Origin of the sequence: Streptomyces sp. NPDC126510 (assembly GCF_040302345.1) — a bacterium.
In the GTDB taxonomy this organism is placed as follows: Bacteria; Actinomycetota; Actinomycetes; order Streptomycetales; family Streptomycetaceae; genus Streptomyces.
The window spans coordinates 419,090-430,343 of record NZ_JBEORR010000001.1 but is presented as its reverse complement, the minus strand read 5'-3'; the positions used below and the strand labels follow the sequence as shown (position 1 = coordinate 430,343).

The window sequence follows — 11,254 nt, the reverse complement described above, 5'->3', positions numbered from 1 at the left end:
GTCGTCCGAAGCGAATCCGAAGGGGCATGCGCCAGGGTTCCCAGAGGAATGCGGTTCGGCGCTGGCGTGGAAGGCGGGGGGCAGGTGGCCGAGAATGAACGACTGCGGCTGGCGATCATCATCGGCAGCATCAGAAAAGGCCGGTTCGGGCACGTCGCGGCAAATTGGCCGGCCTCGCGGGCCCGGTTGCGACCCGACTTCGACGTGCACGTCATAGACCTCGCCACGGCCTGGCTGCCCGACGTGATGTCCACCGGCGGCTCCGTCATCCGGCGCGACGTCCACCCGCAGCGCTTCCACCGCGACATCCAGGGTTTCTCGCCGCACGCGCCGGCCGACGCCGGCGTCGGCATCGAACTCCAGGGCCGCGCCCTGGGCGGCCCGAATCCCGGCACCGTCTTCCTCTGAATCGACGCCCGGACCTCTCTCTCACCGGCGCGCCCCGCGTGCCGGCTCGCTCAGCACACCACTTAGTACTGGAGGAACTGATTCATGGGTGACAACCACCCCCCGGTGTCGGTGCTCGGCCTCGGCCTGATGGGGCAGGCGCTGGCCGCCGCCTTCCTGAAGGCGGGTCATGCCACCACCGTGTGGAACCGTTCGGCGGACAAGGCCGACGGCCTCGTCGAGGACGGCGCGGTCCTCGCCGCGACCCCCGCCGACGCTGTCGTCGCGAGCGACCTGGTGGTCGTTTGCGTCTCGACGTACGACGTGGTGCACGACGTCATCGGCTCGCTCGGCGACGCCTTGCGCGGCAAGACCGTCGTCAACCTGACCACGGGCTCCTCCGAGCAGGCCCGGCAGACCGCCGCGTGGGCGGAGAAGAACGGCGCGCAGTACCTCGACGGCGCCATCATGATCACCCCGCCCGGCATCGGCGCCGAGACCTCCGTCCTCTTCTACGCGGGTGACCAGGCCGTCTACGACGCCCACGAGCCCGTGCTGAAACTCCTCGGCGGCGGCACCACCTACCTCGGTACCGACCACGGCAAGCCCGCCCTGTTCGACGTGTCGCTGCTCGGCCTGATGTGGGGCGCCCTCAACAGCTTCCTGCACGGCGTGGCCATCGTGGAGACCGGCGGCGTCAAGGCGCAGGAATTCCTGCCCTGGGCCCACATGTGGCTCGACGCCATCAAGATGTTCACGGCCGACTACGCCGCGCAGATCGACGCCGGCGACGAGAGGTTCCCGGCCAACGACGCCACTCTGGAAACGCACCTGGGCGCGCTCAAGCACCTCGTCGAGGAGTCCGAGGCCCTCGGCGTCGACACCGAACTGCCCAAGTACTCCGAGGCGCTGATGGAAGGCGTCATCGCCCAGGGCCACGCCAGGAACAGCTACGCCAGCGTGGTGAAGGCATACCGCCGCCCCAGCCGGTAGGCATCAACCAGGCATTCACCCCTTGACGAAGGGCCGGTTCCGCATTCCCCGTCGGAGTCGGCCCCTTCGCCATGCCCGAAACTCCGGTGCCCCGGAATCGGACGCGCTCCTCTCCCTTCACTTCCCTCGTTCCGTCGTTTCCGTCGGTCGATTCCATGCGCTTTCCCTCCCGCGATTCTGGCTCTTCGCGAATGGTGCGTTCCCTGACCGAGCACGGGGGAGAGCACGACCCCTCGCGCCCACGGACGCCTCTCCGCGCAGCCCCCGCATTGCCCCGCCCTCTCGGAATGCGGTTGGATCACCGGACCGGCCGAACGAGGCAGCGATCCGAGGAGAGTTGATGGCAGCAGAGGGGGAGCGGCCGGAGAGCACGTCCGCGGGCCACACCAGTGAACCGGCCGCGCACTTCGCGATCGGTGGCGGCGCGTGGCCGGGCCCGATGCACGCTCCGCCCACGGACGAGGACGCCGGCGCGCTCCTCGCCGCGCTCACAGAGGTGCTGTCCGACCTCGCACGTCTGCGGGAGTCGGACGAGATCACCGCGTTGAGAGACCAGTGCGACGCGGCCGTGGACGAGATCTCCCGGACCGGTCGCGTCACATTCGGCCTCGTCGCCCGGCTCCGGGACCGTCTCGCGGCAGCAGAGCCGGTCCGGTCGGTCCTGGCCTCGGGCGCCGCTCTCGCCCTGTCCCTGGACCGGGTGGAGGACCGCCTGCGCACGCCGCGCCCCGCCGAGGAGTCGCAGGGGCGGGCCCGGCCCGTCGGTCGCGCACGCCCCGGCGGCTACGGGACCCCGGCCGGCCACACCCCGCCCGGACCCAGCACCGGCTCCGACGACGACGAATGGCCCGACCCCGCCGATGGGTGACATCGCCAAGGGTGTGTTGGGCGGGGCCTGGACGCTGCTCGTGGGCTGGATCCTGCCCACCGCGCTGAACCTGGCCGTCTTCCTGCTCACCGTCGCCCCGAGCCTTCGCGGCCTCGGCCCGCTCGAACGGCTGCGCGGCGCGAGCGGACCCGGCACCGGCCTCACCCTGCTGACCGGGGCGCTGCTGCTCGGCCTCGTCGCCAACGCCTGCCAGAACGCGCTCTACCGGGTCCTGGAGGGGTACCTGCTGTGGCCGGCCCGGGCCTTCGAAGCGGGCTGCCGCCGCAGCCGCCGGACCAGGGCGTTCCTCGCGGACCGGCTGACCGTGCTCCGTCTGGAACGCCGTGCGGCCGAACAGGGGCCGCTGCGGCCCGAGGACGCGCAGCAGCTCGCCGGGCTGCTCGCCGGCCCGCGGCTCGCCCGGGCCGCCCGGCGGGACCGGCGCCGCACCGCTGTCCAGCGCGGGCTGTTGCGCGAGCGGTTCGCCCGGTTCCCGGTCGCCGACGACCAGATCGCCCCGACCCGGCTCGGGAACGCCATCCGCCGCTTCGAGGAGTACGGCTGGGACCGCTACCGCCTCGACACCCAGCTGCTGTGGAACGAACTCACCGGCTGCGTCCCGGACCAGATCCGCCGCCAGAGCGAACTCGCGCGCGCCAGCGTCGACTTCTTCGTGGCCCTGCTGTCCGGCCACGTCGCCGTCGCCCTGGCGGCTGCCCTCGCCCTGGCGGCCGGGAGCCGGCCGGACCGACTCGCCCTGGCAAGCACCCTCGTCGTCCTCACCGGGCTCGTGCCGGTCTGGTACCGGTCGGCGGTCACCGCCACCGACGAGTGGGCGGCGGCCGTCCGCGCCCTGGTCAACACCGGCCGCAAACCCCTCGCGGCCTCGCTCGGCCTCGCCCTCCCGCAGACCCTCGCCGCGGAACGCGACATGTGGACGATGGTCTCCCGGCTCTCCCGCATCCCTTACCACGAACGCGCCGCAGCCCTGGACCCCTATCGCGCCGAACCCACCACGGACCCGCTCTGACAGGCCCCGTCCCGGCTCGCGGACGGTCGGAATCCGGTCGCCCGCGGTCGCCGGCCGAGCCCGCGGTCCGTCCGTGGAGGGCCGGCCGGACCGGGCGCCGGCACAGCCGAGGTGGCCTCGTCGCGGCACGCCGGGCGCACTGGCTGGGGTCGAGGTGGTGACGCCCGACGCCTCTCCCACCGGTTCCGAGACGTCGTAATCGCGCCGTTTTCGGTACGTGGCGTACGGCTGGGTGAGCGACGGGTCGAGCGGCGCGAGAATGGTGAGTGCCTGACAGCGGCACTGCGAGAGCAGGCAGGCTGCGAGAGTCAGCATGCCCCGAGATCAGGCTCGTCTTCTGGATCAGGCCGCCCCCACATGTGATCGGACCGTCTTCAGACCGGCACGCACGCGCCGGAACGGAGGACTGACTCATGGCCACCCCGCTCACCGCCGCCCGGCTCGTCGCCGCGTTGCAAGCCGAGGGCTGCACCGTGCGCGAAGTCGCCGGATGGCGCACCAACAACCGTAACCACAAAGGGCCTTGGGGCCCCGTGCACGGCGTGGTGATCCATCACACCGTCACCGTCCCCGGCACGGACGTCGTCGGGCTGATCTTCCACGGCCACAGTGCCCTGCCCGGCCCGCTCGCCACCGGGTGCATCACCAAGGACGGCGTCGTCCACCTCACCGGCAACGGCCGGGCCAACCACGCCGGCGGCGGGGACGGCGACGTCCTCGACGCCGTCATAGGCGAGTCGTACGGCACGTATCCGCCCCCGACGCACGAGCACGACGGCTCGGCGGGCTCGGTCGACGGCAACGCCCGCTTCTACGGCTGGGAGTGCGAGAACAAGGGCGACGGCAGGGACCCGTGGCCGCCCGCCCAGTACCTCGCGATGGTCAAGGCGACCACCGCGGTCTGCCGCGCGCACGGCTGGGGCCCCAAGAGCACCATCGGCCACCTGGAATGGAGCGACTGGAAGGTCGACCCGCGCGGATTCGACATGGCCGGCTTCCGCCGTGACGTCGCCGATGCCCTGGCCCTCCCGGCGGGCCGGTGGGAAGGAGAGGACCCCATGCCCCAGTACGTCAACCTCGGTGCCGCCGAGCAGTACGACCTCGCGCCCGGCGCCTGGGACTCGGTCGAGTTCACCGCGGAGTGGACCGACGAGACCGGCGACCACGCCGCCGGCGGGAGCGTCTTCGCCCGTGGCCCGGCGCGCTTCAGCGGAACCCTCAGCCTGCACATCGACGGACTGCCGGCGGGCGCCGTCGTCCAGGCACGCATGACGGAGTACGAGGACGACCAGCAGCGCGTGGACCACCCGATCCACGAGATCGTCGGGACGGGCGGCGGCACCTTCGTGGTCCTGCCCGTGGCGAAGCGGGTCGCGTCGGGCCGGAGCATGCGGGTGCGGCTGCTGAACCAGGGCGCCGTACCCGTCACCGTCGTGAGCGCCGTACTGACCGTGCTGGTGTGGAAGGAGACCTGAGCACCGGAGCAACGCGTCGAGGGCGGGGGGCTGTCCGAGCCCCCCGCCCTCGACGCGTTCGGCAGGCGGTGAAGCGGAGAGACGAGGGTGCGGCGGCCGCCGGGGCGGGGTCCGCGGGTTCTCCAGAAAATCCGCGGCCGATCAGATGACAATGAAAATGATTATCGGTACCGTCTCCGTCGGTACCCCTGCGCCCTCCTCTCCAAGGGCTCGCCGGGCTGCCCGCATGCCTCGAACTCATCGTGAAGAAAGGGGAGTCGTGGCTCATCTGTTGGTGGTCGAGAGCTGGGTCGGGTCCATGAGCCGGCTGCTGCCGAGGGCGATCCGGGAGAACGGGCACGCGTTCACGTTCCTCACCCGCGATCTGCACCACTACCTGCGCTCGGCACCGGAGGGGACGGCCCATCCGCTGCTCGGGGCCCGCCACGTCATCACGGCCGACACCAACGACATCGAGGCGCTGCTCCCGGAGGCCGAGCGGCTGCACGACGTGCTCGGTTTCGACGGGGTCGTCACCTCCTGTGACTACTACCTGCCCGCCGTGGCGCGGATCGCCGAGCGGCTCGGCCTGCCCGGCCCGGGGGCCGAGGCGGTCGGCGACGCCTGCCGCAAGGACGCCACCCGCCGCGTCCTGGAGGACGCCGGGGTGCCCGGACCGCGCTTCGCCGTGCGGGAGGAGTGGGCCGACATCGCCCGCGCCGCACACGACATCGGCTATCCGCTGGTCGTCAAGCCGGTCGACCTGTGCGCGGGCATGTACGTGCGCCGGGTGGACGACGAGACCGGACTCGCCGCCGCCTGCCGCGAGTTGTCCGACTTCCCCGTCAACGCCCGCGGCCAGCGGCGCACAGCCGTGGTGCTGCTCGAGGAGCTGCTGGACGGGCCCGAGGTGAGTGTCGAGACGGTGTCGTACGCCGGCACGGTCCATGTGGTGGGTGTGACCGACAAGAGCGTCGCCGGGGCACCGGCCTTCATCGAGACCGGGCACATGTTCCCGGCCGCCCTCCCACTCGCCGACACCGAGGCCGCCGAGCAGACCGCCCTGGCCGCGCTCAAGGCACTCGGGCTGACCGACGGGGTCGTGGCGCACACGGAGATCAAGCTGACCTCCGCCGGGCCGCGCGTGGTCGAGGTCAACCCCCGGCCGGCCGGGAACCGCATCACCGAACTCGTCCGGCACGTCACCGGGATCGACCTCGCCGCCGCCTTCGTGGACGTCGCCCTGGGCCGCGCGCCCGACCTGCGGCACACGGACACCGGGCTGCGCAGCGCCGCCATCGGCTTCCTGGTACCGGGCTCGTCGGGCACCCTCGAGGCACTCGACGGCAGCGGCATCGAGGACCTGCCCGGGGTGCTGGAGGTGCAACTCGCCGAGCCGGGACGGGCGGTGAGGGCCGCGGGCAGCAACAACGAGTACCTGGGGCACGTCATGGCCGGCGACCCCGACGGGCCCGGAGCCCGCGCCCGCGTCGAGACCCTGCTGGACGGGCTGCGGGCAGGGCTGGTGATCCGGTGACCACCGCCCTCACCGGCGCCTGCCGGACGTACGAGGACCTGGTGGGCCTGGTGCGCACCGGATCCTTCGGGCCCGACCCGGGCACCCTGCGCATCGCCGTCGCGTTCACCACCCGGCAGGCCGTCCGGCACGACGGGCGCGGCACCGGCTACCGCAACGAGGTCCTCAGCCTGCGCCTGGCCGAAGCCGTCGGCTCCTGCGCGGTCGAGCCAGGGGCGCTGCCGGACAGCGCCGTCGAGGAGTGCGTGGGCGCGGACGTGGCCCTGCTGCTGGAGCATCCGCTGCCGCCGGTGCGGGTGGCGGCCCTCGACGCCTACCTGATGCACGTCCTGCCGCACACCCCGCAGCACGGGGCCACGCCGGTCGCGCTGCCGACCGGGTCGTCGCTGGAGAAGTCCCAGGCCCGGGCGACGGCCGTCGCGGACCTGCTCGACCTGCCCCCCGGCGCCACGGTCCTGGTGGTCGGGGTGGTTAACTCCCTACTGGAAGCGCTGCGTTCGCGCGGCCTGCGCTACGTCCCCTGCGACCTCAAGGGCGGCGTGACCGAGTGGGGCGAGCCGGTCGTCACCGACGCGCTCGCCGCGGCGGAACGGTGTGACGCCCTGCTCGTCTCCGGCATGACCCTGGGCAACGACACCTTCGAACCGCTGCGGCGGCACGCGCTCGCCCACGGCAAACAGCTGGTGATGTTCGCCCAGACCGGCAGCGCCGTGCTGCCCCGCCTCCTCGGGCAGGGCGTCACCGCGGTGTGTGCGGAGCCGTACCCGTTCTTCTGGCTGGACGGCGGCCCCGGTGTCCTCCACCGCTACGACGGCTCCTGTCCGGGAGGCCGGCGATGACCACGACCGCCGTCCTGCCCGACGCCCGCCGAGAACTGCTGTCCCTCGTCGGCAGAACTCCGCTGGCCCGGATCGCCGCCGACCTGCCGGGCCCGCACCCCGGATTCTGGGCCAAGCTCGAAGGGCTCGCGGTGGGCGGGATGAAGGCCCGGGCCGCCGTGTCGATGCTGCTGGGCGCCCGCGACCGCGGCGAACTGCTCCCCGGCGCACCGGTCGTGGAGTCGACCTCCGGCACGCTGGGCATCGGCCTCGCCTTCGCCGGACAGGCGCTCGGCCATCCGGTCGTGCTGGTCGGGGACCGCGAACTGGAACCCTCCATGAGGCAGTTGCTGCTCTCGCACGGGGTACGGCTGGAGATCGCCGGCCGTCCGGCGGAGCGGGGCGGCTGGCAGGCCGCCCGCCTCGCCCTGCTGCGGGACCTGCTCGCCGAACTGCCCGGCGCCTACTGGCCCGACCAGTACAACAACCCCGACAACACCGCCGGCTACGCCTCCCTGGCCGCGGAACTCGCCGTGCAGCTGGACCACCTCGACATCCTGGTGTGCAGCGTCGGCACCGGCGGGCACAGCGCCGGCGTCATCGGCCCGCTGCGCCGGCACTGGCCCGCCCTGCGGCTCATCGGTGTCGACGCCACCGGCTCCACCATCTTCGGCCAACCCGCCCGGCCCCGGCTGATGCGCGGCCTGGGCAGCAGCATCCACCCGCGCAACGTCGCCTACGACGCCTTCGACGAGGTCCACTGGGTCGGCCCGGCCGAGGCCGTCGACAGCTGCCGGCGGCTGGCACGGGGCGCCTTCGTCAGTGGCGGCTGGAGCACCGGAGCCGCGGCGCGGGTCGCCGCCTGGGCGGCCCGCGTCCACCCAGGGGCGGTCGTCGCCACCGTCTTCCCCGACGGCCCGCACCGCTACCTCGGCACGGTCTACGACGACGACTTCACCACCGCCCACGGACTCGACCCGTCGACCGCGGCCACCCGGCCCGTCGAGATCCCGCACCCGTACGCGGCGGAGGCCGTCGGCTGGGTCCGCTGCACCCGGGTCACCGACCCGCTCGCCGCCCCCGCCCCCCGGAAAGAGCGCCCGTGAAGTCCACTCTGCGCACCGTGCGCCTCGAACTCGCCGAGCCGCTGCGCATCTCCCGTTCCGTCATGGCCGCACGCGACGCCGTGTGGCTGACCGTCGAGCACGGCGGACTGTGCGGGCACGGCGAGGCCGTCACCAGCGTCTACTACGGACTCGGCACCGATCGGCTGGTACGGCTCCTCACCACGGTGGACGTCGGCCGCTTCGCCGATCCCGAGAGCGCCCTGGAAGCCCTGCGGGCGGGGGACTGGCCCGGCCGAGAGGTGCCGGCCGCCGTGACCGCCGCCGTCGAGTCGGCACTGCTCGACCTGGCCGGCAAGCGCGCGGGTCTCCCCGTGCACCGCCAACTCGGGGCCGCCGCACCGCCCGTCGCGGCCACCGCCCGCACCATCGGCATCACGACTCCCGCCCGGGCGGCGGCACAGGCACGGCGTCTGGCCGCGAGCGGCTTCGAGGTCGTCAAGATCAAAGCGGGCGCCCCCGACCCTCAGGACGACATCGAACGGGTCCGCGCCGTCCGCCGTGCCGCCCCCCGGTCCCGACTGCTCCTGGACCCCAACGGCGCCTGGTCCGTGGCGCAGGCTGCCGCCCTGCTGCCGCGCTTCGCCGACCTCGGGGTGGAAGCCGTCGAGCAGCCCGTCGCCCCCGGCGACCCCGACGCCCTGGGCGCCCTCGCGGAACGGGCACCGCTGCCCGTCATCGCCGACGAGGACGCCGTGGACCTGGAGGATGTCCGCCGCCTCGCCGGACGCGTCCAGGGAGTCAACGTCAAACTCGCCAAGTGCGGCGGCGTGCACCAGGCCCTGCGCATCGCCGAGGCGATCGAGGGCAGCGGCACCGCGATGATGCTGGGCTGCCTCACCGCCAGCACGCTCGGCCTGGCTCCCGCCGTCCACCTGGCCGATCGCGCCCACTGGGCCGACCTCGACGGACACCTGCTGCTCGCCCACGACCCGTGGACCGGGATCGGCGGAGGCGACGGCGTCGTACGGGCGAGTGGCTCTCCGGGGCTGGGCGTCAAGGAGGTGGCGGTGCGTGAAGACGTGGCATGAGATACGGCGCTTCCCGCTCGCCGTGCGGCTCCTGCTGGTCAACCAGTTCGGCGTCAACACCGGCTTCTACCTGCTCGTCCCCTACCTCGCCACCCACCTCACCGAGAACCTCGGCCTGTCGGCGGCGGTGGTCGGCGTCGTCCTCGGCGTGCGCAACCTCAGCCAGCAGGGCCTGTTCATCATCGGCGGCTCCGCCTCCGACCGGCTGGGTGCGCGCGGCGTCATCATCGCCGGATGCGCCCTGCGCACCCTCGGGTTCGCGCTGTTCGCGCTCGGCGACGGGCTCGCGGTGCTGCTCGCCGCCTCGGTGCTCAGCGGCGTCGCCGGGGCGCTGTTCAACCCGGCCGTGCGGGCGTATCTCGCGCAGGAGGCGGGGGAGCGCAGGGCGGAGGCGTTCGCGCTGTTCAACGTGTTCGCCACGTCCGGCGCGCTCGTCGGGCCACTGCTGGGCAGCGTGCTGCTCCTCGTCGGTTTCCGTACGTCCGCGCTGACCGCCGCCGTGATCTTCGCGGTGCTGACCGTGGTCCAGGCCCTCGTCCTGCCTGTGCGCAAGGCCGAGCCGAGTGAGGGCGGCGTCCTCGGGGACTGGCGGGAGGTACTCGGCAACCGGGCGTTCCTGGCCTTCGCGTTCGCCGTGGTCGGCCTGTTCACGCTGGAGAACCAGCTGTATCTGCTGCTGCCGGACGGGGCGAGGAAGGCCACCGGCTGGGACGGGGCGGCCGGCCTCGTCTTCCTCGTCGGTACCGTGGCCAACCTGGCGCTCCAGCTGAGAATCACCCGGATGCTCAAGTCCCATGGCAGCAGGGCACGTTGGATCTCCGGCGGACTCGCGGTGATGGGGCTGTCCTTCCTGCTGCCGGCCTTCACGCCCGGCCTTCTGCCCCTCCTGGCCGGCGCCCTGCTGCTCTACCTCGGCCTCATGGTCGCCCAGCCGTTCGTCATGGAGCTGATCCCCGGCTTCGGCCGTCCCGAGCTGACCGGCACGTACTTCGGGATCTTCTACGTCGTCTCCGGCGTCGCCGCGGCCCTCGGCAACGCCGCCGTCGGCTGGGCCATGGACGCCGGAGCGCGGAGCGCCGTATGGCTGCCCTGGGTGTGCTGCGCGCTCTGCGGCCTCGTCTCCGCGCTCGGCGTGGTCTGGCTGCACCGGCTCGGTGCGCTGCCCGGGCGCAGCGCCCCACAGGCCGCCCCCGTCGCGCAGAGGAGCACGGCATGACGAGCGGCAACCTGCTCACCGACCGCCCCGCGCTGTACGAGGCCCGCTTCCCCGACTCCGAAGGACGGGCCGCCCGCTGGACGGAGGACCGCCTGCGCCGCCACGGCGCCGGGCCGCGCGTACTGGACATGGGCTGCGGCACCGGCCGCGACGCCGCCGGCCTGCACCGGGCCGGCCGGACCGTCACCGGCGCCGACCTCTCCGACGCGATGCTCGCCCACGCCCGCGCCCACCATCCCGGACCCCGGTACGTCCGGGCCGACCTGCATGGCTTCGACCTCGGCCGGTCGGCGTTCGACGCCGTCGTCTGCCTGGACAGCTCCCTGCTGTACTGCCACACCAACGACCAGCTCGACGGCTTCCTGGCCTCCTCCCGCCACGCCCTCGCCCCAGGCGGCCTGCTCGTCGCGGAGATGCGCAACGGCGCGTACTTCCTGGGCCGGACCGGCGTGCTGGAGCGGCCCGTCGTCGACGCGTTCACCTGGCAGGGCATCACCTACCGGTCCACGACGAGCCTCACCCTGGACCGCGCCGCCCAACTCCTGCGCCGCACCCGCGTATGGACCACCGGCGACGCCTCCCCGCCCGTCACGCAGCACTCCGCCTGGCGCCTGCTGTTCCCGCACGAACTGCGGCACTTCCTCGCCACGCACGGATTCGAGGTCCTCGAACTCCACGACGGCCCCGGCCCGCGCACCGAGCCCCCCTGGCCGGAGGCCACATCACCCGGCACGGCCACCGACGGCGACCGGCTGCACCTCGTCGCGCGGCTGCACACCCCCTGACACGAAGGATC

11 protein-coding genes are annotated in these 11,254 nt (G+C 73.1%); all 11 read left to right on the top strand.

The genetic code is table 11. The features are described from left to right. Nucleotides 1-84 precede the first annotated feature (84 nt). The 11 genes from ABTX60_RS01705 (at nucleotide 85) to ABTX60_RS01655 (ending at nucleotide 11,243) form a co-directional block, all read left to right on the top strand. Nucleotides 85-408 carry a hypothetical protein gene (locus tag ABTX60_RS01705; protein WP_352095081.1) on the top strand — a complete coding sequence of 108 codons (324 nt, stop codon included), beginning with the start codon at nucleotides 85-87 and terminating at the stop codon, nucleotides 406-408. Between the two features lie 84 nt (nucleotides 409-492). Beyond that, entirely contained in the window at nucleotides 493-1,380 is an 888-nt protein-coding gene (locus ABTX60_RS01700) for an NAD(P)-dependent oxidoreductase (protein ID WP_352095080.1), read from the top strand. Nucleotides 1,381-1,720: 340 nt separating this feature from the next. After that, complete coding sequence (locus ABTX60_RS01695) at nucleotides 1,721-2,248, top strand: hypothetical protein (RefSeq protein ID WP_352095079.1); 528 nt, start codon at nucleotides 1,721-1,723, stop codon at nucleotides 2,246-2,248. Continuing rightward, nucleotides 2,241-3,278: a hypothetical protein gene (locus tag ABTX60_RS01690; protein WP_352095078.1), complete on the top strand. Its 1,038-nt coding sequence runs from the start codon at nucleotides 2,241-2,243 to the stop codon at nucleotides 3,276-3,278. Before ABTX60_RS01695 ends, ABTX60_RS01690 begins: the two co-directional genes overlap by 8 nt. A 413-nt stretch (nucleotides 3,279-3,691) precedes the next feature. Then, nucleotides 3,692-4,753, top strand: coding sequence for a peptidoglycan recognition protein family protein (locus tag ABTX60_RS01685; protein WP_352095077.1), 1,062 nt, complete (start codon nucleotides 3,692-3,694; stop codon nucleotides 4,751-4,753). Between the two features lie 259 nt (nucleotides 4,754-5,012). Beyond that, complete coding sequence (locus ABTX60_RS01680; RefSeq protein ID WP_352095076.1) at nucleotides 5,013-6,269, top strand: ATP-grasp domain-containing protein; 1,257 nt, start codon at nucleotides 5,013-5,015, stop codon at nucleotides 6,267-6,269. Then, a complete protein-coding gene (locus tag ABTX60_RS01675; protein WP_352095075.1) occupies nucleotides 6,266-7,108 on the top strand; it encodes a Rossmann-like domain-containing protein in 843 nt (280 codons plus the stop codon). The genes ABTX60_RS01680 and ABTX60_RS01675 overlap by 4 nt, the downstream gene beginning before the upstream one ends. Beyond that, nucleotides 7,105-8,193, top strand: coding sequence for a PLP-dependent cysteine synthase family protein (locus ABTX60_RS01670; protein WP_352095074.1), 1,089 nt, complete (start codon nucleotides 7,105-7,107; stop codon nucleotides 8,191-8,193). Before ABTX60_RS01675 ends, ABTX60_RS01670 begins: the two co-directional genes overlap by 4 nt. Continuing rightward, entirely contained in the window at nucleotides 8,190-9,242 is a 1,053-nt protein-coding gene (locus ABTX60_RS01665; RefSeq protein WP_352095073.1) for a mandelate racemase/muconate lactonizing enzyme family protein, read from the top strand. The genes ABTX60_RS01670 and ABTX60_RS01665 overlap by 4 nt, the downstream gene beginning before the upstream one ends. Further along, the gene (locus tag ABTX60_RS01660; protein ID WP_352095072.1) at nucleotides 9,226-10,458 is read left to right on the top strand and encodes an MFS transporter; all 1,233 of its coding nucleotides are present in this window, start codon (nucleotides 9,226-9,228) and stop codon (nucleotides 10,456-10,458) included. Before ABTX60_RS01665 ends, ABTX60_RS01660 begins: the two co-directional genes overlap by 17 nt. After that, nucleotides 10,455-11,243, top strand: a complete 789-nt coding sequence (locus ABTX60_RS01655) for a class I SAM-dependent methyltransferase (protein ID WP_352095071.1) — start codon at nucleotides 10,455-10,457, stop codon at nucleotides 11,241-11,243. The genes ABTX60_RS01660 and ABTX60_RS01655 overlap by 4 nt, the downstream gene beginning before the upstream one ends. Nucleotides 11,244-11,254: the final 11 nt, after the last annotated feature.

Bases quoted from the DNA above. Each gene is read 5' to 3' on its own strand.
- ABTX60_RS01685 (WP_352095077.1), top strand. From the start codon at position 3,692: ATGGCCACCCCGCTCACCGCCGCCCGGCTCGTCGCCGCGTTGCAAGCC.
- ABTX60_RS01700 (WP_352095080.1), top strand. From the start codon at position 493: ATGGGTGACAACCACCCCCCGGTGTCGGTGCTCGGCCTCGGCCTGATG.
- ABTX60_RS01690 (WP_352095078.1), top strand. From the start codon at position 2,241: ATGGGTGACATCGCCAAGGGTGTGTTGGGCGGGGCCTGGACGCTGCTC.
- ABTX60_RS01695 (WP_352095079.1), top strand. From the start codon at position 1,721: ATGGCAGCAGAGGGGGAGCGGCCGGAGAGCACGTCCGCGGGCCACACC.
- ABTX60_RS01655 (WP_352095071.1), top strand. From the start codon at position 10,455: ATGACGAGCGGCAACCTGCTCACCGACCGCCCCGCGCTGTACGAGGCC.
- ABTX60_RS01670 (WP_352095074.1), top strand. From the start codon at position 7,105: ATGACCACGACCGCCGTCCTGCCCGACGCCCGCCGAGAACTGCTGTCC.